Raw genomic sequence first — 22,975 nt, forward strand, 5'->3', positions numbered from 1 at the left:
GTCGGTCCGGGGTGGCATAGTCGAATGTATGTTCGATTCGAGGGGGTCGTCGGTGGAGGTGATCGCGGCGTTCGACGAGCTCTTTGAGCGGCGTTATCCGTCCAGGACGGTCGAGTCGGCGGGGCTGCTGGAGCGGATCGGCTGTTTTGCGCGGGTGCAGAATCGGGCGGTGGCCGCGCAGTTGGCCGGGATCGGTGAGTTGTTCGCCTATCGGCTCTCACGGTGTGGTGAGACCAAGGACTGGGCTATCGATACCGAGGCGGCGGTGGCCGCCGAGGTGGCTGCGCAGTTGGGGATCAGTCAGGGGTTGGCGGCCAGCCGGGTGCGGTATGCGCGGGCGCTGCGCGAGCGGTTGCCGAAGGTGGCCGAGGTGTTCGTCGCCGGGGACATCGATTTCCGGCTGGTGGCGACGCTGGTGTATCGCAGCGATCTGATCACCGACCCCGAGGTGGTGGCGGCGGTGGACGCGCAGTTGGCCGCGCAGGTGGGGCGCTGGCCGGCGCTGACCCCCGCCCGGTTGGCCGCGCGGGTGGACAGGATCGTGGCGGCTGCCGATGCCGATGCGGTGCGCCGGCGTCGGGACCGCGCGGCCGGGCGCGAGGTATGGATCGGCGAGATGGGCGAGGGATTGGCCCGCATCGAGGGCGTCATGTTCAGCCCCGATGCTGCCGCCCTGGATGCGCGCCTGGATGCGGTGGCTGCCACGGTGTGCGCCCACGATCCGCGTAGCCGCGAGCAGCGCCGCGCCGACGCGCTGGGGGCGCTGGCGGGCGGGGCCGACCGGCTGGCATGCCGGTGCGGACGGGCGGACTGCGCCGCCGGCGCCCGGCCCGCGGCCGCTCCGGTGGTGATCCATGTGATCGCCGAGCAGGAAACCCTGGCCGGTGACGGCGGCGCGGCGGGCTGCCAGCTGGGCGCTGAGGGATTGATTCCCCCGGAACTGGTCGCCGAGTTGGCCGCCACCGCGAGGCTGGCGCCGCTGGTCCACCCCGGCGACGCCCCGCCTGAACCAGGGTATGTGCCCTCGCAGGCGTTGGCCGATTTCGTGCGGTGCCGGGATTTGACCTGCCGCTGGCCGGGCTGTGACTGCCCGGCGGTGTCCTGCGACCTCGACCACACGATCCCCTACAGCCGGGGTGGCCCCACCCACGCGGGCAACCTCAAGTGTTACTGCCGCACCCATCATTTGGTGAAAACGTTTTGGGGCTGGCAGGAAAAACAGCTCGCCGACGGCACGCTGATCTTGACGTCCCCGGCCGGGCAAACCTACGTCACCACCCCGGGCAGCGCGCTGCTGTTTCCCAGCCTGTGCCACGCCGTGGGCGGCATGGCGGCCCCCGAAGCCGACCCCCCGCAGGACTTATGCGCCGAACGCGGCGCCATGATGCCCCGCCGCACCCGCACCCGCACCCAGGACCGCGCCACCCGTATCGCCACCGAACGCCGACACAACCGCCAGGCCCGGCTCGCCCGCCGAACCGCGAAAACCGGCCCCGCGCCACCTGGCGATAACGACCCACCGCCCTTCTGAAGCCGGTCGTCGTCGCTGTCAAGCAGAGGCGACACCGAAGAGACGCCACTGCCCGGGCACGCCCTTGAGTCCATGAGCGCCCCGGTCCTCGAACTCGAGTCCCGATCCGATCACGAGGTCGCGCAGCGTGCTGGACACCAGTACGTCGTTCGGCCCCGCGAGCGCGCACACCCGCGCGCCGATGTGCACGGCGATCCCACCGATGTCGTCGCCACGGACCTCGCACTCGCCGGTGTGCAACCCGGCGCGCACCTCGATGCCCAGTGCCCGCACCGCATCACGAATTGCCATGGCGCAGCGGATCGCTCGCTGCGGGCCGTCGAATGTCGCGAGAAATCCGTCGCCCGACGTGTTCACCTCACGGCCACGGAAGCGGTTGAGTTGTGACCGCACGATGGCGTCGTGGGCATCGAGCAAGGCGCGCCAGTCGCGGTCACCCATCGCTGCGGCGCGCCGCGTCGAGTCCACGATGTCGGTGAACAGCACGGTGGCGAGAACGCGGTCGTCGGCCACGTCGGGCTGCTCGCCGGTAAGGAACTTGGCGATCTCCTGGAAGGACTCGCGCCACGGTTCGACGACGTGGTAGAAGTTTCGCCCCGGAATCTCAACGAATTTCGCGCCCTCGATCTGGTCGGCGACTACCTTGCCCTTCTCGGGCGGCAGGAGGGGATCGTCGCGGTGATGCACCACCAGGGTGGGTACGCGGACGGTCGGAAGGATCGCCTGCGCGCTGGCTTCCGAGATCAGCGGCAACATCAGTTCAAACGTCCGCGGGCTCGCCGCCAGGCGCTCGTGTAGCGCCCACGCGGCCCGGATCTCCTCGTTCCACGGCATGTCCGGATTGAGCATGTGTTCCAATTCGCCGGTGCCCCATAGGACGGGAGCCACGTCGCCGAGTTCCTGCATCGAAGTCGTGCGGTCTGCCGCGTCAGCGGTGCTCTCGACCAAGACGAGGGCGGTGGTGCGGGACGGGTGCGTGGCCGCGAAGAGCGTCGCCGTCGAATTCGCGCCGGCGTACGTGACCAGGGCCGCTTCGGGGATCCCGAGGGCGTCGAGCACCGCGGTGATGCTGTCGGCCCATTGCTCCAAGGTCGGCAGTGCGCCCGGCTCGACCGGATCGGACGCCCCGGTGCCCGGCTGGTCGAAGAGGATCAGCCGACCGAGCGACGTCATCGCCTCCATCCAGCCTCGAACGCCGGGCAGCTCCGGGAAGACTTCGCAGTTGGTGAACCAGTTCGGCACGACCACGATGTCGCGCTCGCCCTCACCCGACGTGCGGTAGGCGACGCGCAGATCCCCGTTCATCGCGTAGCGCGTCTCGCAGAACACGGGGGCAGTGTTCTCGGCTCAGCCGTCGATGTGCGTCGGCGGGTCGGCGAAGGTGAAATCCGAAGGGGGGCGGCCGGGACCCATCACGTCGCAGTGCCCGTCGGGCACGAGGTAGGAACTGGCGCCGTTGGGGATCAACCGGGCGACTGCCACGCAACGTTGCCAGGTGCCGTCGGGCTGGACGGGCCCATCGCACCTGCTGAGAACCCCTCCTCCGTACTGGCAGCCGGCCCCCGCCGATGGCGCGAAGGCGATCAGCTCTGCGCCCATCAGCAGGGCGGCCACTCCTGCGACGACGCCGCGCTTCATGGTTGCCTCCCGTCACATCGCCGCTGGGGCGGTGCCGAGCGCATGTGGTGCCAACGCCGTCGACAACCCAGCCAGCAACCTTTGACGCTACCGCCTTTGTGGGATCGGTAGCGAACCTTTTGTCGTCTGCTGATTCACGTAGTCCATATCGGAAAGGCGCGAGGCAATGTCGCACAATCGCAAGATCGGGAATCTTATCGCCGGGGCGCTGCTGGCCGGCGGCATGGCGGCGGCCGGTGTGGGACTGGTCGCGGGCGCCGCAGAGGCGGAGCCCGGCTTCCTGCCGCAATTCAATCGCCCACTGCCCGTCGACAACTTCACGGTCCCGCACGACTGGTGCCCGGGGCAGCCGCTGCCGATGCCCGATGTGCGTTGGGACATGGGCGTCTGCCACCACTGGTACTGGGTCCCCGTCGGGGGCATGGGCAACGTCGGCCAATTCGTCTGGGAGGGAGACGCACCCCGGCGCCCGCTGGGCCCGCCGCCCTGCTACGGAGCCCCCATCTGCCTGCCAGGGCTATAGCGGGCATCGAAGGCGAGCGGGGTCGCCGGCCGCGCGAGCGGCGCTGGAAAAGGCCCGCTCGGTTAATACTTTGGTTACCCTAACGACACGGGTATATCGTTCGTCACATCCGGGACTCGACGGCGAAGGATATCGGGCGCACCCTGGGGGAGAATGCGTAATGTTTCCGGCGTCTTTGCAACCTGGTAAACGAAATTTTCCGGCCGCGTACTCGGCGTAGACAATGTGAGATGTGATGGACCTATTCGCGCCACCTGAGGTCACCTCGACGCTCATCCACTCCGGACCGGGAGCGGGTTCGCTGATCGAGGCCGCCGGCGCGTGGCAGCAACTGGCCGTCGAGCTGGAGAACTCCGTGGCGGGCTACGCGTCGTCCCTCTCGACGCTCATCGAGTCCTGGGATGGCCCCTCCTCCATGGCGATGCTGCAGGCCGTGCAGCCCTATCTCATCTGGCTGCGCGCCACCGCACAACAGGCCCAGCAAATGGCCACCTCGGCGGAGTCGGCGGCGACGGCATTCGCCGCCGTCCGCTCGGCGGTGGTCACTCCCGCGCAGGTGACCGCCAACCGGACGCGGCTGGCGCAACTGCTGGCCACCAACCGGTTTGGCCAGAACACGGCGGCCATCGCCGCGACCCAAGACGAATACCAGACCATGTGGGCGAACAATTCGGCGGCGATGACGCAGTATCAGGCGGCCACGAACCAGACCACGAGCCAGCTGTCCCAATTCAATTCGCCGATGGCCGTCACCGACCCGGCGGCGTCGATCAACCAAAACGCCGCGGTCTCCAATGCTTCCTTGCTCAGCACGGCCTCGAGCACGGGGAACGCCATCGACCAGCTCGGGGTCACCCCCTTCGACCCCAACGCCGGTTGGTTCAGCTATTTCAGCACCTGGGGCAACCAGTTCATCTCGTCCGGCTTCCCGATCAACATGCTCAGCTACCTGGCGCAGAACACCTCGGCCCAGGCGCTGCAGGGCGTGGGCAGCGACATCGGCCTGGGCCTCTCGGAGGGCGAGGGGGCGCTGGCGTCGTCGGTGACCAGGCTGGCAAGTGCCTTGCAAGCCGCCCCGGGGGGCGCGCCCGCGGCCGCGATGGGCGTCGGGGTTTCGCTGGGCAAGCTCACGGCGCCGCCCGCGGTGGTGGGGCTGCTTCCGGCGACGCAGACACCGGTGCAGCTGGCCTCGTCGGTGTCGCCCCTGCCGGCCGACGCCGGACTGACCGGGATGCCGCTGATGCCGATGATGGCGCCGTCGACGAACTCGGCGGGCAGCGGGTGGCGCAAGCGCAAGCAGCAGAAGTTTGAGGACCTTGAATACGGGGCGGAACTCCCGAAGAAGGTGATTCACCGACCGCCAAGCGGGGGATGAGAGCCGATGACGGTCCCTCACCACTCCGGAAGTCGAATTTCGCCGCCGGATAGGTCGATGGCGGCGCGAGCGAGTCGTTGCGCCCGCGCGGCGATTCGGGCGTGGCATGTCTGTCTGGGCGACCCGTGATCGATTTTGGGCTGCTGCCGCCCGAAATCACCTCCGCGCTGATCCATGCCGGACCCGGCGCCTGGTCGATGATCGACGCCGCCGGTGCATGGCAAGAGCTCAGCGCCGAATTGGAGGGGGCCGCAAGCAGCTACGCCTCGGAGCTGGCGGCGCTGATGGCGACTTGGCGCGGCCCCTCCGCGCTGGCCATGGCGCAGGCCTTCGAGCCCTACCTCGCCTGGTTGCGCACCACCGCGGCGCAGTGCCAGGAGATCGCCGCCTCGGTGGAAACCGTCACGGCCTCATTCGAATTGACCCACTGGACGGTGGTGCATCCCGCCGTGGTGGCGGCCAACCGGGCGCGGTTGGCCGTGTTGCTGGCCACCAATTTCTTCGGGATCAACGCTCCGGCCATCGCCGAAACCGAAGCCGAGTACAACGCCATGTGGGTGAACAACTCCACGGCGATGTACCGCTACGGCGCGACGTCGCTGAACGCCGTCCGGCTGTCCCAGTTCTCCCCGCCGCCGCAGGTTGCCAACCCCACGGCGGTCTCCACCCAGGCCACGATCGTGCCCTCGGCGAACGCGCTGACCAGCTCCTCGACCACCGGCACGGGGTCGGTTCTCGACGCGCTCGGCGCCACCCCCTTCGACCCCAACAAGGGCTGGTTCGGGTATTTCAGCACCTGGGGCAATCAGACCATCGCGGGCGGACTTCCCGTCAACCTGCTCAGCTATATCGCGCAGGTCAATGCGGCCCAGGCGCTTCAGGGTGTCAGCAGCGACATCGGCCTGGGCCTCTCGGAGGGGTCGGCCGCCCTGGCATCGGCGGAGGCCAGGCTGGTCGGCGCGATCGGCTCCGGGGGGCTGGCGCCTCGAGGCGCGTTGGGTGTCTCGGTCCTGGTGGGCAAGCTGAGCATGCCGCCCGCGACGGTGGGGATGCTGCCCGGCGCCCAGCCGCCGGTGCAGCTGGCCTCGGCGGTCTCCGCGCTCCCGCCGGGGGCGGCGCAGCCACCGGGAGTGCCGGTGGCCCCGATCCGGCCGCCGCTGGGCGGCAAGGGGGGTCGTGGCGAAGGGCGGGACTACGACGACATCGAAATCGGCGCGGAGCTGCCCGGCACCGTCATGAAGCGGCCGCCGTCAGCGGGATAGCTCGTGCCCCAGGGCCTGGCGTGGCTCCGGCGGTGGCGAACCGGGCTCGTCGTCGGCCAGCGTGAAGTAGCTTTCCTCCTCCTGCAGGAAATGCAGGCGTAGCAGGGCGTGCAGCCCATAAAGGCACGAGAGCAGGTCGTCGACCTGGTCGGCGCCGATCGCTCCGTTGCTTTGGGCCAACGCCAGGTGCGTGCCGATCCGGTCGGAGAGCCGCTGGATTTCCGCGTGGGTTCGGCTCATCGGGGCCGTCGCTTCGCTGGTGCCCAGCGGGTGGGCCAGCGCGGGATAGAGCTGGGTCTCCTCGGCGCGTTCGTGCGGGATGATCCGCTCGGTGAGCATGGTGTAGGCGTGGCGGATCCCCTCCATCGCCGGCTGGTCGGGCGCGGCGGCCAATTGGTCGGCGGCATCGCGCAACAACTCCACGGCGTCGCGCAGTTCGTCGTGTTCGGCGTCGAAACGCCGCAACATCTGTTCGGTCGTCGCGGGGAGGTCGACCTCGATGTCCGGATTGCCGCGCAGGGCGCGCAGTGCGTTGAGGATCACGGCGACGTCGATGCCCTCCTGCACCAGCGCACCGACGGCCGGAGGGAGCCACCCCACGGCGGCGACGGCCATCGCGGCCAGCGACAGGGTCATCCCGGCGACCGCGCTCTGCACGGCGATGCGCCGTGACCACCGGGCGATGTCCATCGCATCGGCGAGCCGCTCCAGCCGGTCGGTGGTCAACACGATGCCGGCGGCCTCCGAGGACGCGGTGGCGCCGCGGGCGCCCATCGCCACGCCGACGCTGGCCGCGGCCAACGCGGGTGCGTCGTTGACCCCGTCGCCGACCATCACCGTCACCGCGCGGTCCTTCTCGGCGCGCACGGCGGCCACCTTGTCCGCCGGACTCTGTTCCGCGTACACCTCGTCCAACCCCAGCACAGCACCGACCTCCCGGGCGGGCTCGGCGCGGTCTCCGGTGAGCATGACCAGCCGGTTCAGCCCCGCCTCGCGCAGCCGGCGCACGGTGCGCGGTGCGTGGCGGCGCAGCGGGTCACGCAGCAGCACCGCGCCCGTCGGCCGCTCGTCGACGCACACCCACGCGATGGCGGCGCCGTCGAGCAGGGCGCGGTTGACTACCGCGCGGGCCCATTCCGCGTTCGCGGTGTCCGACGAGAGCTTGCCGACGTGCACCCGCCGGCCGTCCAGGGTGGCGGTGACCCCCCGGCCGGGCTCCTCGACCACATCGGCGGGCAACGACAGCTGCAGGCCGCGGGCCCGCGCCGCGGTGACGATCGCCTCGGCCAGCACGTGCGGAGACATCTGATCCACCGAGGCCGCCACCCGCAGGATCTCGATGGCGTCGCGGCCGGGCGCGGCGGCGACGTCGATGACGACCGGGCGCCCCATGGTCAGGGTGCCGGTCTTGTCCATCACCAAAGTGGTTGCGTGGCCGAGGTTTTCCAATGCACCGCCGCCGCGGATCACCACGCCGCGACGCGACGCCCGGGACAGCCCGGACACGATGGCGACCGGCGCGGCCAGCAACAGTGGGCACGGGGTCGCCACCACCAGCACCGCCACCGCCCGCACCGGCGAACCGCTGGCCAGCCATGCCGCGCCGGCCACCAACAGCGTCAACGGCAGGAACCACGCCGCGTACCGGTCGGCCAGCCGCACGACCGGCGCGTTCTCCGCTCCGGCCTCCGCGGCCAGGCGGACGATCTGCGCGTAGGTGCTGTCCGCGGCGGTCGCGGTGGCCTGCATCTCGAAGGCGCTGCCCGCGTTGACCACCCCGCTACGCAGCGGTTCGCCGGCGGTGCGCTCCACCTGCAGGGGTTCGCCGGTCAGCACCGACTCGTCGAGCACCGCGACCGGGCTGGCCATGCGCCCGTCGACGGGCACCACTTCGCCCGGGCCGACCACCAGCAAGTCGTCGACCGCCACGTCCGCCAGCGCGATGACGTCCACCGCCGACCCGACGCGGCGGCGGGCGAACCGCGGCGCGTGCTCCAGCAGCGCCCGCAGGTCGTGGGACGCGCGGCGTTCGGCCGCCGCCTCCAGGGCCCGCCCGCCGGCCAGCATCACCGCGATCAGCGCGCCCGCGAGATACTCGCCCACCAGCAGCGTGCCGACCAGCGACAACACCGCGATGAGATCAACCCCGAACCGGCCCCGGCGCAGCGCGGCGAGCACCCACACCACCGCGGGGACCACCGCCGTTACCGTGCCCGCGATCCAGCAGCCGTCGGCGACCCGCGGCGCACCGGCCAACCAGGCGATCCCGCCGGCGGTGAGGGCGACGGCGGTCAGCGCGGCAAGGACCGGTTCAACCCGCCGCGCGGACCACCTCCACCGCTCGAGCGCGGGCGCATCCATGCTTGCCAGCCTTCCCTGGCGTCCCCGCGACGGCTAGGGCCGGATGGACGCGGATTGAGGACTCAGGTCACTAGTACGGGGTGAGGTGTCCCCGCCAGCATGGTGACGTGAGCGACAGCAATTGCGCCGGTTCCCTGCCGATCTCCACCATCACCGGTGACCCCGTGGCCCGCGTTCCCGCCGACGCCACGATCGCCGACGTGGCCAGGGCCATGGTGACCTGCGACGTGGGCGCGATCGCGGTCGGCGACGACGCGCTGCCCACCGCGCTGGTCAGTGAGCGCGACATCGTGCGGGCGGTGGCGGCCGGGCGAAATCCCGCGACGGCCCCGGTGTCCGCCGTGGCCAGCACCAAGCTGGTGTGGTGTGACGCCGACGCCACGGTCGACCAGGTCGGCGCCCGGATGATGGACCGCTACATCCGCCACGTACTGGTGGAGCGCGACGGCGCGCTGCTCGGCATCGTCTCGGCCCGCGACCTGCTGGGCGTGTACGCGGATTCCGATTCTTGAGGTCGCGAGCGGTGGCCGCGGTGGTCGGCGGGGGCCTGGCCGGGCTGACGGGATGGGACCTGCTGCAGCGCCGCCACACCATCCTGCGCAACTTCCCGATCATCGGGCACCTGCGGTTCCTGCTGGAAGCGGTGGGCCCGGAGCTGCGCCAGTACATCGTCACCGACAACGACGCGGAACGGCCGTTCAGCCGCGACCAGCGTCGCTGGGTGTACACGTCGTCGAAGCTGGCCAACCGCTACTTCGGTTTCGGCACCGACAACGACCTGGAACGGGTGCACAACTATCCCATCATCAAGCACGCGGCGTTCCCCGTCGCCGCGCCGGCCGGCGAACCCGAGCATCCGGACCCGGCCGTGCCGTTGCCGGCGGCGAAGGTCCTCGGCGGCGCGCGGGGCCGCGCCCGGGCCTTCCGCCCGTCGTCGCTGGTCAACATCTCCGGCATGAGCTTCGGCGCGCTCGGTGGCGCGGCCACCACCGCCCTGAACAAGGGCGCGGGTATCGCCGGCGCGCTGCACACCACCGGCGAGGGCGGCGTGTCGCCGTATCACCTGGCCGGCGGCGACCTGGTCTGGCAGATCGGCACCGGCTACTTCGGCTGCCGCGACGACGACGGCAGCTTCAGCCTGCCCCGCCTGATCGACCGGGTGGCGGCCACTCCGGCGATCCGGGCCATCGAGATCAAGCTGAGCCAGGGCGCCAAGCCCGGCCTGGGCGGCGTGCTGCCGGGGGCCAAGGTCACCCCCGAGATCGCCGCCATCCGCGGCGTGCCGGCCGGCGTGGACTGCAAGAGCCCCGCCGGGCACTCCGCCTTCGCCGACGTCGACGGGCTGCTGGAGCTGGTGGAGACCATCGCCGCCGAGACGGGCCTGCCGGTGGGCATCAAGTCGGCGGTCGGACAGGGCCGGTTCTGGTGCGACCTGGCCGCGCGGATGGCCCGCACCGGCACCGGCGTCGACTTCGTCACCGTCGACGGCGGCGAGGGCGGCACCGGCGCGGCCCCACTGGTGTTCACCGACCACGTCGCCCTGCCGTTCAAGTGGGCCCTCCCGCGGGTCTACCGGGCCTTCGCCGAGCACGGGCTGCACCACGATGTGGTGTTCATCGGGTCGGGCAAGCTCGGCATCCCGGAGAACGCGCTGCTGGCGCTGGCCACCGGCTGCGACATGATCAACGTCGGCCGGACGGCCATGTTCGCCATCGGCTGCATTCAGGCCCAGCGCTGCCACACCGGCCGCTGCCCCTCGGGCGTGGCCACGCAGTCGCCGTGGCTGCAGCACGGCCTCGACCCGGCCCTGAAGTCGGTGCGCTGCGCCAACTATCTCGCCACCCTGCGCTTCGAGCTGCTGCAGCTGGCCCGCACCTGCGGCTACGTCCATCCGGCGCTGGTGCCGCTGGAAGCCATCGAACTTCTCGACATCGACATGAAGACGGTGCGAGTCGACGAGTTGGTGGACTACCCGCCCGACTGGGGCCTGCCCGGCCCGGCCGACATCGAGGCGATCACGGCCGTGATGTCCACCGGCGCAGGACGAGTTTGCGGATCTCGCTGACCCACAGGACCGTGCTGGCCATCGCGATGCACACCAGCCACTGGCTCAGCGAGAGGGGCGTGGTGGTGAAGGCCGTGTTGAGCACGGGCAGCTGAACCACGGCTACCTGCAGCAGCGCCGACAACCCGATCGCCGCCCACAGCCACCGGTTGGCGAAGAACCGGTGAAAAGCGGACCGGGTCTCCGAGCGGGCGTTGATGCAGTTGATCAGCTGGGCGATCACCAGCACGGTGAAGCCGGCGGTGCGGGCGGTGTCCAGGGAGGACGGCAGGGGCCCGCCGGGCGCGTAGAGCCGGATCGTGAAGAGCGTGGCGGCCGCCACCGCCGCGCCGATCACGATGATGTTGTTCCACATCCGCGCGTCGATCACCCGGTCCGAGACCGAGCGCGGCGGCCGGCTCATCACCTCTTCGGTCTGCGGGTCCACGCCCAGCGCCAGGGCCGGCGCGCCGTCGGTCAGCAGGTTGATCCACAGGATCTGCGTGGCCAGCAGCGGCAGCGCGACGGTACCGCCCTGCGACAGGCCGACGGTCCCGGCCAGCACCACGCCGAAGAAGACCGTGAAGATTTCCCCCATGTTGGAGGACAGCAGGTAGCGCAGCGACTTCTTGATGTTGGCGAAGATGCCCCGGCCCTCACGAATCGCCTGGACGATCGTCGCGAAGTTGTCGTCGGCGAGGATCATGTTCGCCGCCTCCCTGGCGACGTCGGTGCCGCTGCGGCCCATGGCGATGCCGATGTCGGCCGACTTCAGCGCGGGCGCGTCGTTGATCCCCTCCCCGGTGACGGCGACGATCTCATGGTCGGCGTGCAGCGCGTCGATGATGCGCTGCTTGTCCGCCGGATCGACCTGGGTGTACTGCGAGTGCAGGCGCACGGTTTCGCGCAGCTGCTCGTCGTCCAGCGTCGCGAGCTGAGCGCCGGACACGGCCGACTCGCCGTCTTCGATGCCCAGCTTCCGGGCGATGCGCGCCGCCACCCGGGGATGGTCGCCGGTGATCATCACGACCCGGACCCCGGCGCGGCGCGCCTCGGCGATCGCCGCCGCCGCCGCCGGCCGGGGCGGATCGGTGATCCCCACCATGCCCAGGTACACCAGGTGCCCGTCGGACCGGCAGGCGACCGCCACCGTATGCAGGGCATCGAACGCCAGCCGCTCGGCATCGCTTCGGATCGTGGCCCGGGCCGGGTCGTCGAGCGGAGCAAGCCGATCACCGGCCTGCAGGTGCGTGCACCGGCCGAGCAGCTCGTCGGGGTCGCCCGTCGTCACGTCGGCCGGAGTCGGCCGGGGCCCGTCGCCGAGCTTCCCGCGGGCGACCACGAAGGCCGCGTCGACCGGATCGCCGCGGGCCGTCCACCGGCCGTCCTGCACGTCGAGGGCGGCATCACGGCCGGCGGCGGCGCCGGCGTCGAGCACCAGCGCGGCCTGGCGCCACAGGTCGTCGCCCTCGCCCAGCGGCGCGCCGCCATGCTCGAGGCGACCCTCGGGCCGATACCCGGCGCCGGTGACCCTCACCTCCCCGAGGAGGGTGATCACCCGCACGATTGTCATCTCCCCGGTCGTGAGCGTGCCCGTCTTGCCCGAGCACACCACCGACGCCGAGCCCAGGGTCTCGGCTGAGGACAGCTCCTTGACGACGGCATTCAGACCGGCCATCCGCCGCATGCCCAGGGCGAGCACGACCGACATGATCGCGGGCAGGCCTTCCGGCACCGCCGCCACGGCCAGCGAGACGCCCAGCAGCGCCGCCGTCACCGCGTCGTGGGCGCTGTGAATGCCGAATACCACGACGATGGTCGCGATCACCACCACGGCGATCACGAGCACGGCGATCCCCAGCAGCCGGCTGGCGCGGGCCACCTCACGCTGCAGCGGCGTCGGCTCGTGGTCGGCGGTGCGGACCAGGCCGGCGATCTGACCGGTCTGGGTCGCCATCGCCGTCGCGGTCACCACCGCCCGCCCGACGCCCTTGGTGACGGCGGTGCCCTTGAACACCATGTCCGCCCGGTCCCCGAGCGCCGCCGGCTCCGCCAGCGTCCGGGCATCCTTGAGGACGGGTTCGCTCAGGCCCGTCAGCGCCGCCTCCGACACCTCCAGCCCCGCGGACGAGAGCAGCCTGGCATCGGCCGCCACGGCGTCACCCTCGGTGAGCAGCAGCACGTCGCCGGGCACCACCTCGCTCGCCGGGACGGCGCGACGCGCCCCGTCGCGAACGACCGTCGCCGAGGTCGCGGCCATCCGCGCCAACGCGCCGACCGCGCGCTCGGCCCGCGCCTCCTGCGCGTAACCCAGGATCGCGTTCAGGACGAGGATGACGGCGATCACCACCGCGTCGACCGGCCAGTCGCCGGCCCCCTCGACGACCCAGACCGCGAGCGAGGCGACCAGCGCGGCGAGCAGCAGGTAGATCAGGGGGCTGCGGAACTGCGCCAGCAGCCTTCGGTAGGCCGGCGCGGGTGGAACGGTGTCGATATCGTTCGCGCCCACCACGGCGAGCCGGCGGGCGGCTTCCGCCGTGGTCAGTCCCGCTTCCGGGTCGGTGCGCAGCCTGGCGACGACCGCTGTGACGTCGAGGAGCGCGGGGTCGGGGTCGAGCAGTGCGGCGTCCACCGAGCGCGCTCAGCCGTTCAGTGGTGGCTCGCCGGCAGCGGCGACTGGGCTTGCCTGCGCGACTCCACCATCCGGTTGCGCACGATGTGTTCGACCAGGATCGGCACGAAGGTCTGGACCGGGGCGTTGACGAACTGCTCGGCGGCCTCCTCCGACCAGCGCTTGATCTGGGCGGTCCGCCGCTCGTCGCCGAGGCCTTCGTGCCGGGCCAGCTTGTCGGCCACGTCGGCCACGGATCGCGCCACGTTCGAACGGCTCTGCGGCAAAGCTCCGCCGTCGGGGGGCATCCGCGCGTCTTCCAGCGCTTGACGGGCGACCTCTTCGCCGGCGTCCGGACGGATGACGTGCAGTGTGAGGTGGTGGCCGTCCTCCCCGATCAGGATGACGCTGGACGGCTCGTCGCTGGTGAAGGGCAGCAGTTCGACCGTCTTGCCGCCGATCTGCACCAGCGGAGGGGTCTCTTGCCAGCCGTTGCGGCGGTAGCCGACCATCACGACCGGGCCGAGCCGCTCGGACACCGACGTCAGCAGTTCCGGCAACTCGTCGACCAGGCTTGTCGTTCGCGGCCACCAGGCACCGTCGATGTGCTCCGATACGGACCGATAGGGCTTGAGCTGTAAGCGATTATCCATGTGCACGCCTCAATCGTGGTCGGCGTGATCGGAACCCGGCAGGGTCCGCCGCACCGAAGGGATGGGACTTTCTGCTCTTTCCGATCCGGTCGCCGGCTCGACCCCGAGCCAGCGCCGCTGCATGCCCTGCGACGCGCGCAGCAGCAGGCCGGGTGCGACGGCGGACAGGGTGCTGGCCGCCGACGCGGCCAACAGGCCCTGACCCCAGCCCAACGGGTCCAGCGGGGTGCAGCCGAACAGCTGGCTGAGCCCGGGGGTGCTGATCACCACCGCCAGCGCCCCCAGCGAGCCGATCGACGTCAGCACCACCAGCGGGGCGCGGGAGTCGACCAGGGTCTGGGTGAGTTGCGCGCCCACCAACGCGACCAGCGCGACCGTCCCGGCGCGGCGCTGCGTGCCGGTCACGCTGGCCATCGCCCAGCCCGCCGTGGCGCCGACGGTGGTGGCAGCGCCGCGGATACCGATCGCCCGCCACATCGCCGCCTCGTCGCGGTCGACGCCGGCGGTGCTGGTCTGGGGGCTGACCGCCAGTGCGGCCGCCGGCAGCGCGTCGGTGAGCATGTTGACCAGCAGCATCTGCCGGGCGTTGAGCACCGAACGTCCGGTCAGGATGGTGGTGATCAGGGCGAAGCACACCTCGCCGAGGTTGCCGCCCAGCAGCATCGACACCGCGGATTGCACGCGGCGCCACAGCTGCTGACCCTCGTCGAGGGCGTCGAGCAGCGCCTCGATCCGTTCGTCGAGCAGCACCACGTCGGCCGCGGTGCGGGCCGCGTCGCTGCCGCGCGCCGCCACGCCGATGCCCACGCTGGCCGCCCGGATCGCGGCGGCGTCGTTGACGCCGTCGCCGACCATCGCGGTCACCAGCCCGGCCCGCTCGAGGGTCTGCACGACGTCGATCTTGTGCTCCGGCGTCATCCGCGCGAACACCACCCGCGACGCGGCCGCGGCGGCGCGCCCGTCGGCGGACAGCGCCTCCCACTCGCTCCCGGTCATCACCTGGTCGGGCGTGACGTCGAGCCCCAACTCCCGGGCGATCACCGCCGCGGTCGCCGGGTGGTCACCGGTGATCAGCCGGACGCCGATGCCACGCTCGCCGAGCTCCTTCAGCAACGCAGGGGCGGCGGCCCGCGGGGTGTCGGCCAGCCCGAGCAGGCCGATCGGGGTGAGCCCGGCGGTGCACAGCGCCTCCAGGTGGTCGGGATCCTTGGCAGCGGCGGCCGCTTCGTCCGGGCTGAGTTCGCGCTCGGCCACCGCCAGTACCCGAAATCCGTTGGCCGCCATCTCGTCGACCCGTTGCGTCAGGGGGTGGTCGTCGTGCAGCAACGCCGACGCGAGCACCTCCGGTGAGCCCTTGATGCTCAGCCGGGTGCCGACCAGCGCGGCCGCGAACGGGCGGCCGGACTGGAACGGCAGGAACGCGTCACGGGTCAGCCGCTGCGGCTTCGAGCCGTCGCCGCGCAGCTCGGGATCGTCGGCGGCCCGGTGTATCGCATCGTCGGTGGCGTGGTCGACCCGGTGGGTGTGCCTGGCATAGCTGGTGCTCAACGCCGCGTCCAGCACCGCGCCGGGGGTGTAGCCCGTCAGCGGGTGCACCGCCTTGACCTTCAGCCGGTTTTCGCTGAGCGTGCCGGTCTTGTCGAAGCACACCACGTCCAGCCGGGCCAGCGCCTCCACCGAGTGGGGGTTGCGGATCAGCACCGATTGTCCGGTGAGCCGGCGGGCGGCGGACAGCTGGGCCAGCGTCGCCACCAGCGGCAGGCCCTCCGGAATGGCGGCGACGATCAGGGTGACCGCGCTGGACGCCGCCTCGCGCAGCCCGGTGCCCCGCGCCACGCTGAGCAGTCCCACCAGTGCGCCGCCGGCCACGCTGAACGGCAGGGCCCGACGGGTGATGTGCCGCAACTGCCGCTGCAGCCCGATCTCCTGCAGCTTCCTCGGCGCCATCGCCAGCGCCCGGCGCGACTCGGACCGTGATCCCACGGCGGTGACCACGGCCACCGCCGTCCCGGCGACCACCGTGGTGCCGGCGTAGAGCATGCAGTTCCGTTCGGCCAGCGGCGCGCCCGGCGTGGGCTCGGTCTGCTTGGCCACCGGCAGCGACTCGCCGGTCAGCGTCGACTCGTCGACCTCGACGTTCGACGCGTGCAGCAGCCGGGCGTCCGCGGGGACCACCTCGTCGGCGTGGACTTCGATGATGTCGCCCAGCCGCAGCCGCTTGGTCGGCACCTTCTCGCGGCGCTTGGCCTCCAGCGCGCCCACCCGTCGCCTGGCGGGCGGATCCTGCACGGCCAGTAAGCGATTCAGCGTGCGTTCGGCGTGCAGCTGCTGCTCGGCCGACAGGGCGGCATTGACCAACAGCACGCTTCCCACCAGCACCGCGTCCAGCGGCGAGCCGAGCAGGGCGCTGGCCGCCGCGCCGGTGGCCAGCAGCGGGGTGATGGGGTCCGCCAGGTCACCGCGCATCTCCTCGGCGAAGTCGCGGACGGCTCCCCACGACGCCGCGGTCGCGTCGTGCAGCGCGCGCACCGCGGGCACCTGCTGCCACCACGCGGGCGCCGCCTCGCGGTCCTCCTCGGTCGGGCGGGGCAGCAGCCGCTGCACCTCGGCGACCGGCAACGCGTGCCAGTCGTGGCTGGTTTCGGGCTCCGGCAGCGGATCCCGCAGGGTTTTGATGGCGGCGCGGTAGCCGAACCACAGGCTGGCGACCATACCGACGTTGACCGAGGCCGAGCTGCGCCCGGGCACACCGGGAATCAGCATCAACGCGCCGATCGCGGATGCCGAGGCGGACAGCCGGACGGCGCCCTCGGTGGCGGCGCGCGCGGCGGGCAGCGCGTGCAGCACACGCCAGGCGCCGGTCAGGTCGTCCGCGATCACGTCGGCGGCCCACGGCGGGGCGTGCCCGGGCCGCAGCAGGCCGATCGTGACGTCGGAGCGGTGCGCGGCCCGCATGTCGGACGTGGTCAGCAGCGCCACGGTGTTCCCGGCCGCCTTCAATTCCGCCACGGCCGCCGCCACGGCGTGGTCGATCGACCCATCCGCGGGATAGAGCTGGTCGAAACCCTGTGCCAGGGAACGCAATCCGTCGTCGTCGAGGGAGTACACGCGCGGTTGCGACCGCCGCGCTTCGGTGAGCACCGCCGCCGCGAGCGGGTCGCGGACCGGGCTGATGAGCGCCTCGCCGACGTCGCCGGCCCCGGGGATGTCGGCCAGCCGGTGCCATCCCGGCTCCAGGCCGTCATCGTCGAGCGCGGCCCGCACCGCCTCCCAGGCGTGGGCGCGAGCCGAATTCTCCACTCCGAGAACACGACTGACCGTCAGTTCGTCGGTGTACAGCGCTCGCGGGTCGATCATGATCGCGTCAACCCGGTCGAGGGTCCGCAACACGCGGGGGCGCAGCACCAGCGCGTCGTGGCGGCTGGTCAGGCCGCGGTTCATCGTGCAACCGAACGCTTCCCGCACCGTCCGCAACGGCTTGGGGACGGCGGCCAGCGCGGCGGCGCCGGCCGCGTCGGGGTTGCGGGTGAGCAGCCCGACCGCCGCGGCGGCGCCGATGCCGGCCAAGCCGGCGCGGTTGGCGTACCGTTCCGCGGGCCCGTCCGGCGGGGCCGGGTTGCCGATGGGTGCCAACGCCGCACCGTCGGGCACCGGCCGGTCGGCCAACCCGGGCTCGTGCCGGACCCACGCCAGCCTGCCGTTCCACGCCTCGGCGGCCAGCATGGTGCGGGTGACGGCCTCGGCGGCCGCCGCCGTCGGCGACAGCGTCAAGGCGGCGGAGGCGGCGTTGACGATGCCGAACAACACGTCGGCGCCCTCCGGCCCGAGGCGTCGCTCCACCTCTCGTCGCACCCGCGGCAGGTGGTCGGCCACCGTCGTCGGCACGGCCACCAGGTCGGGGAGCCGCGGCAGCCGCAGCAGGCTGCCGGTCAGCGAAAGGCCGAACCCCACGGAGGCGGCTGTGGCCGCCACCATCCGGCCCATCAAGACCGCGTCGTCGCCCGGCAGGCTGGCCGGCAGCGACCTGCCCGGGCCCCTTCCGTGGCGTCGTTCCGCATGGGCGACGGCCCGGCACAGCTCGGCCGCCGAGGGTCCGTCGTCGGCCACGGTGACCACCGCCCGCCCGAGGGTGCCGTTCAGATAGGCCCGCCGCACGCCGGGCATCGCCCGGACGGCCGCCAGCACGTCGGCGGCGATCGCCGCCCCGTGCTCGCCGTCGAGCCCGCGCACCTCGATCCAGCGCCTCGGCCCGTTGTCGCTGACCCGCCGGGCCGGTGGGCCGCCCGCGGCCTCCAGCATCGCGCCCGCCGCCGCCCGGGTCAGCGCGGGTACGTCCGGGGTGGCGTGCGCCAGCGACTTGCCCAGGCTCGCCGCGACATGGCCACCCAACAGGGCGGTGCCGGCGGCGATCTCGGTGCCCAGCACGGCGACGCGCAATGGCGCCGTCAGCAAGCCCAGGCCGGGCAGGCCCCGTCGTGTGCTCACGTGTTCTCCGGGCTCGGGTGGGTTGACGACCAGTGTCGGCTATGCCGCAAGGGTTACAGCGGCAGCTTAACGGGCGGTGAAGAGCGCGGGAAAAGTCGTTCAGGCCCTTTTCGGGTGCCTTTTGTCCCTTGTCAAAAGCGCTCGCATTGGCCACCGTTGCGCTATGCGAACCGCTTATCACCACCAGCTGGCCGAGTTGACCGTCCAGCTCGGCGAGATGTGCGGCCTGGCCAACGAAGCCATGCGGCGCGCAACCCAAGCTTTATTGGAAGCCGACCTCGACGCCGCCGAACGCGTCATCCGGGAGCATGACCGGTTGGTGGAGATGCGGGCCCGGGCGGAACGAGAAGCGTTCGCCCTGCTGGCGCTGCAACAACCGGTTGCCGGTGAGTTGCGGGCGATTTTCAGCGCCATCCAGATCATCGCCGACATCGAACGCATGGGGGCGTTGGCGGTGCACATCGCCAAGATCGCCCGGCGGGAGCACCCGAACCGGATACTGCCCGACGACCTCCGCGCGTGCTTCGCCGACATGGCCAAGGTGGCCGTCGCGCTGGGCGAAAACGCAAAACAGGTGCTGATTACCCGCGACCCCGAGCGGGCCGCCCGGCTCCGCGAACAAGACGACGCGATGGACGAGCTGTACGGGAACTTGTTCACCGCGCTGCTGGATGACGACTGGCGGGACAACATTCCCGTCGCCGTGGACGCGGCGTTACTCGGGCGTTTCTACGAGCGCTTTGCCGACCATGCCGTGGAAATCGGCCGGCGCATCGTCTTCGTGGTCAGCGGCGATCTCCCCGCGCCGGACGAGATCACGACCTACTGAACGGCGCTGGTGGGGCCGGGCTGAGAAGATTGCGCCGTGCAGGGCACATCGAACATCCAGGGCCGCGTCTGGCGCCACGGTAAGCCGCAGGAAGACTTCACGTTCGACGACATCTCGGACTACCTGCGCGAGCCCGACACCCTCGTCTGGGTGGATCTGTGCGCCCCCGACCATGACGCCTTGTGCGATCTGGCGGCCGAGCTCGGCCTGAACACGTGGGCCGTCGAGGACGCCGTCGCGGCGGCCGAACGGGTCAAGGCCACCGCGTACGACACGCACACCTTCTTCACCGTCTACGCCGTTCTGGTCGCGGCGGACGCCGGCGACGAGCCGCGGCGGATGCTGTCCATGCACCGGATTTCGGCGTTCGTGCTTCCCCGCGGGCTGATCACGGTGCGCCTGACGAAGGACTTCGACATGGCTCAGGTCACGCGGCGCTGGGAGGAGATCGGTGCCCAGCAGTACGGTGTGGGCGCCCTGGTGCACGGGTTGCTCGATGTCGTCGTCGACAGTCACTTCGCCGCGGTGGAGGCCCTCGACGACTGCGTCGAAGACATCGAGGACGAGCTGTTCGACGGCACGCCCCGGCAGGCCGGCTTCCAGCGCCGCACCTTCCAGATGAGACGCGACCTGGTGGCGCTGCGGCGGGTGGCGCTGCCCATGCGGGAGGTCGTCAACTCGATCCAGCACCACCGCCACGAGGTCGGCACGGCCCGCGAACTGGACCCGCTGTATGCCGACCTCTACGACCACGTGCTTCGCGTGTCGGAGTGGACGGAGTCGTTGCGGGACATGGTCACCACCATCTTCGAAACCAACCTGTCCCTGCAGGACGCCCGGCTGAACACCATCATGAAGAAGCTGACGGGATGGGCGGCCATCATCGCCGTCCCCACCGCGATCACGGGCTTCTACGGCCAGAACGTCCCCTATCCGGGCTTCGGCCACCTCGCCGGATTCCTTGCCAGCACCACCTTGATATTCGTTCTGATGGTGGTCATCTACGTGATGTTCAAACGGCGGGACTGGCTATGACCGTTGACCTGCTGACCGAGTCCGCGGCCGCGAACGCGTCGCTGGTCGCCGCCGCCCCCGTCGACGAGGTGCTGCGCCGGCTGGACAGCTCGGCCGCCGGGTTGTCCAGTGCGGAGGCCGCCGCCCGGCTGACGCGCTACGGGCCCAACGCGGTGCGCACCCATCGCGTCAACGTCTTTGCGGTGCTGGGCCGTCAACTGCGCAACGCCGTGCTCATCCTGCTGGCCGGCACCGCCGTCGTCTCGTACTTTCTGGGCGACAGCATGCAGGCCGTCATCATCGGCATCATCCTGGCGGCCAGCATCGGCCTGGGCTTCATCAACGAATACCGCGCCGAGCGGGCCGCCGCCGACCTGCACGCCAGCGTGCACCACAACGCCGTGGTGCGCCGCGACGGGAAGTTCGTCTCGCTCGCCGTGACCGCGCTGGTGCCGGGCGACGTGATCCGGCTGTCGCTGGGGGAGGCCGTGCCCGCCGACATTCGGCTGATCGAGGTCAACGGGCTGGAATGCAACGAGAGCATCCTGACCGGGGAATCGACCGGATCGGAGAAATCGGTGCAACCGGTGCCCGCCGGCACCGGCCTGGCCGACGCCACCGACCTGGCCTTCATGGGCACCATCGTCAGTGCCGGCGAGGGCACCGGGGTGGTGTACGCCACCGGAAGGAACGCCGAATTCGGGCGGATCGCCGCGGGTTTGGACGAACACCAGCCCGAAACCGCCTTCCAGGTGGGGCTGCGGCGGTTCTCCTACCTGTTGCTGCAAGTCGCCGTCGCGCTGATGGTGATCATCTTGATCAGCAACCTGCTGCTGTCCAAGCCGATCATCGATTCCGTGCTGTTCTCACTGGCGATCGCGGTCGGCATCACGCCGCAGCTGCTGCCCGCCGTGGTCAGCACCGGCCTGGCGACCGGATCACGGCAGCTGGCCAAGGCCAAGGTGCTGGTCAAGCGGCTGGTGTGCATCGAGGACCTCGGCGACATCGACATCCTGATCACCGACAAGACCGGAACCCTGACCGAAGGCCGGATCCGTCTGGTGGACTCGGTCGAACCCACCGGCGCACCCAGCGACGCGGTCCGTCGGCTGGGGCTGCTGGCCACCGATGTGGACCCCGAAACCGGTGGCGCCAGCGCCAATTCGCTCGACGCCGCGCTCTGGGAGTCCCCGCAGGCGCACCCCTTGGTGGCCGGCGCCGCGCGGGTCGCGATGCTGCCGTTCGACCACGAGCGCCGGGCGACGTCGGTGCTGGTCGACGACGACGGCGGCCGGCTGCTGGTGGTCAAGGGGGCGCCCGAGCAGGTGCTGGCCCAATGCCGGGCGGTCCCGCCGGCGGCCGAGCAGACCCTGTCGGCGTTGTTCGCCGCCGGGCGCCGGGTGGTGGCCGTGGCCACCAAACCCGCGCCCGCGATGACGACGCTGACTCGGACGGACGAATGCGAGCTCTCGCTCGCGGGATTCCTGGTGTTCGCCGACGAGCCTAAATCCGCTGCGCGGCAATCGCTTTCGGAGCTGGCCAACCTGGGCATCGAGCTCAAGATCGCCACCGGCGACAACCCGCGGGTTGCCGAAAAGGTATGCGGCGAGCTGGGTTTGGCCTCCAAGGGCACCATCACCGGCGCGGAGCTCGACGGGTTGGACGACCACGCGTTCACCCGCATCGCGCAGAACCACACGATCTTCGCGCGCATCTCGCCCGAGCAGAAGGCGCGGCTGATCGTCGCGCTGCGGCGCGAGGGGCGATCGGTGGGCTTCCTGGGCGACGGTGTCAACGACGCGCTGGCCCTGCACGCCGCCGACGTGGGGATCTCGGTCGACAGCGCCACCGACGTGGCCAAGGACGCCGCCGACGTGGTGCTGCTGGAAAAGGACCTCGGTGTGTTGGCCACCGGCGTGGCCGAGGGCCGGCGCATCTTCGCCAACACCATCAAGTACGTGCTGATGGGCACGTCGAGCAACTTCGGCAACATGTTCAGCGCCGCGGCCGCGTCGGCGCTGTTGCCGTTCCTGCCGATGCTGCCCAGCCAGATCCTGCTCAACAATCTGCTCTACGACACCTCGCAGCTGGCGATCCCGAGCGACCGGGTCGACGCGGCGCAGCTGCAGGCGCCGTCGCACTGGGACGTCGCGTTCATCCGCCGGTTCATGCTGATCTTCGGTCCGATCAGTTCGCTGTTCGACTTCCTGACGTTCGGCTTGATGCTGGGAGTGCTGCACGCCGGCGCCATCGAGTTCCGGACCGGCTGGTTCGTGGAATCCCTTGCGACGCAGACGCTGATCATCTTCGTCATCCGCACCCGCATGGTGCCGTTCTTCCGGAGCCGGCCCAGCGCGCTGCTGGCCTTCACCAGTCTGACCGTGGTCGCGGTCGGCGCCGGGCTGACGATTTCACCGCTGGCCCGCACGCTGGGGTTCACGCCGCTGCCGTGGCAGTTCTTCGCCGTGCTGGGCACCTTCGTCGTCTGTTACCTGGTGCTGGTGGAACTCGGCAAGCTCCTTTTCTACAGCGAGCCGACGCGCCTCAACGGGCAGCCGCGCCGCACCCGCGGAAGCGCGTACCGCATCCGGCGACGCGCCGCGCGCTACCACCACTACGCCGAGCGGGGGATGCGGAAGCGGAACTAGG

15 protein-coding genes are annotated in these 22,975 nt (G+C 71.0%); 9 read left to right on the plus strand and 6 right to left on the minus strand.

Features of this window, described 5'->3' with window-relative positions:
- The first annotated feature begins 28 nt into the window (after window positions 1-28).
- Entirely contained in the window at window positions 29-1,531 is a 1,503-nt protein-coding gene (locus G6N51_RS24385) for an HNH endonuclease signature motif containing protein (RefSeq protein WP_083169799.1), read from the plus strand.
- A gap of 18 nt (window positions 1,532-1,549) precedes the next feature.
- Here the strand turns inward: G6N51_RS24385 and G6N51_RS24390 are convergent, their stop codons facing one another.
- Window positions 1,550-2,860, minus strand: a complete 1,311-nt coding sequence (locus tag G6N51_RS24390; protein ID WP_083169801.1) for an adenylate/guanylate cyclase domain-containing protein — start codon at window positions 2,858-2,860, stop codon at window positions 1,550-1,552.
- An 18-nt stretch (window positions 2,861-2,878) separates the two neighbouring features.
- Window positions 2,879-3,169: a CDGP domain-containing protein gene (locus G6N51_RS24395; RefSeq protein WP_083169803.1), complete on the minus strand. Its 291-nt coding sequence runs from the start codon at window positions 3,167-3,169 to the stop codon at window positions 2,879-2,881.
- A gap of 166 nt (window positions 3,170-3,335) precedes the next feature.
- Here G6N51_RS24395 and G6N51_RS24400 point away from each other — a divergent pair, with 166 nt between their 5' ends.
- The 3 genes from G6N51_RS24400 to G6N51_RS24410 all read left to right on the plus strand — a co-directional run bounded on the left by G6N51_RS24400 (window position 3,336) and on the right by G6N51_RS24410 (window position 6,329).
- Complete coding sequence (locus G6N51_RS24400; RefSeq protein WP_083169805.1) at window positions 3,336-3,692, plus strand: hypothetical protein; 357 nt, start codon at window positions 3,336-3,338, stop codon at window positions 3,690-3,692.
- 235 nt (window positions 3,693-3,927) lie between these two features.
- The gene (locus G6N51_RS24405) at window positions 3,928-5,067 is read left to right on the plus strand and encodes a PPE family protein (RefSeq protein ID WP_083169807.1); all 1,140 of its coding nucleotides are present in this window, start codon (window positions 3,928-3,930) and stop codon (window positions 5,065-5,067) included.
- A 128-nt stretch (window positions 5,068-5,195) separates the two neighbouring features.
- Window positions 5,196-6,329: a PPE family protein gene (locus G6N51_RS24410; RefSeq protein WP_083170075.1), complete on the plus strand. Its 1,134-nt coding sequence runs from the start codon at window positions 5,196-5,198 to the stop codon at window positions 6,327-6,329.
- Here the strand turns inward: G6N51_RS24410 and G6N51_RS24415 are convergent.
- Window positions 6,318-8,690, minus strand: coding sequence for a heavy metal translocating P-type ATPase (locus G6N51_RS24415; RefSeq protein ID WP_083169809.1), 2,373 nt, complete (start codon window positions 8,688-8,690; stop codon window positions 6,318-6,320). The two genes, G6N51_RS24410 and G6N51_RS24415, sit on opposite strands and share 12 nt — an antisense overlap.
- Before the next feature lie 107 nt (window positions 8,691-8,797).
- On the opposite strand from G6N51_RS24415, the gene G6N51_RS24420 reads away from it, so the two are divergent.
- Both G6N51_RS24420 and G6N51_RS24425 read left to right on the plus strand, forming a co-directional pair.
- Window positions 8,798-9,202, plus strand: coding sequence for a CBS domain-containing protein (locus G6N51_RS24420; protein ID WP_083169811.1), 405 nt, complete (start codon window positions 8,798-8,800; stop codon window positions 9,200-9,202).
- Window positions 9,199-10,755, plus strand: a complete 1,557-nt coding sequence (locus G6N51_RS24425) for an FMN-binding glutamate synthase family protein (RefSeq protein ID WP_083169813.1) — start codon at window positions 9,199-9,201, stop codon at window positions 10,753-10,755. Before G6N51_RS24420 ends, G6N51_RS24425 begins: the two co-directional genes overlap by 4 nt.
- Here G6N51_RS24425 and G6N51_RS24430 read toward each other — a convergent pair.
- Genes G6N51_RS24430 through G6N51_RS24440 form a run of 3 tightly spaced genes read right to left on the minus strand, consistent with a single transcriptional unit; the run spans window position 10,706 to window position 18,483 of the window.
- Window positions 10,706-13,366: a cation-translocating P-type ATPase gene (locus tag G6N51_RS24430; protein WP_083169815.1), complete on the minus strand. Its 2,661-nt coding sequence runs from the start codon at window positions 13,364-13,366 to the stop codon at window positions 10,706-10,708. The two genes, G6N51_RS24425 and G6N51_RS24430, sit on opposite strands and share 50 nt — an antisense overlap.
- Window positions 13,367-13,383: 17 nt before the next feature.
- Entirely contained in the window at window positions 13,384-13,998 is a 615-nt protein-coding gene (locus tag G6N51_RS24435; protein WP_083169817.1) for a DUF5994 family protein, read from the minus strand.
- Between the two features lie 9 nt (window positions 13,999-14,007).
- Window positions 14,008-18,483 (minus strand): cation-translocating P-type ATPase, encoded by a 4,476-nt coding sequence (locus tag G6N51_RS24440; RefSeq protein WP_142274873.1) that lies wholly within the window; start codon window positions 18,481-18,483, stop codon window positions 14,008-14,010.
- Between the two features lie 163 nt (window positions 18,484-18,646).
- Here G6N51_RS24440 and phoU point away from each other — a divergent pair, with 163 nt between their 5' ends.
- From phoU to mgtA, 3 genes are read left to right on the plus strand one after another with little or no spacing between them, the layout of a single operon-like run.
- A complete protein-coding gene (gene phoU, locus G6N51_RS24445) occupies window positions 18,647-19,312 on the plus strand; it encodes a phosphate signaling complex protein PhoU (RefSeq protein ID WP_083169821.1) in 666 nt (221 codons plus the stop codon).
- Window positions 19,313-19,348: 36 nt separating this feature from the next.
- Window positions 19,349-20,347: a magnesium transporter CorA family protein gene (locus tag G6N51_RS24450; protein ID WP_083169823.1), complete on the plus strand. Its 999-nt coding sequence runs from the start codon at window positions 19,349-19,351 to the stop codon at window positions 20,345-20,347.
- Window positions 20,344-22,974 (plus strand): magnesium-translocating P-type ATPase, encoded by a 2,631-nt coding sequence (gene mgtA, locus G6N51_RS24455; protein WP_083169825.1) that lies wholly within the window; start codon window positions 20,344-20,346, stop codon window positions 22,972-22,974. Before G6N51_RS24450 ends, mgtA begins: the two co-directional genes overlap by 4 nt.
- The last annotated feature ends 1 nt before the right edge of the window (window position 22,975 follow it).

Source organism: Mycobacterium paraseoulense, from assembly GCF_010731655.1.
Lineage (GTDB): Bacteria > Actinomycetota > Actinomycetes > Mycobacteriales > Mycobacteriaceae > Mycobacterium > Mycobacterium paraseoulense.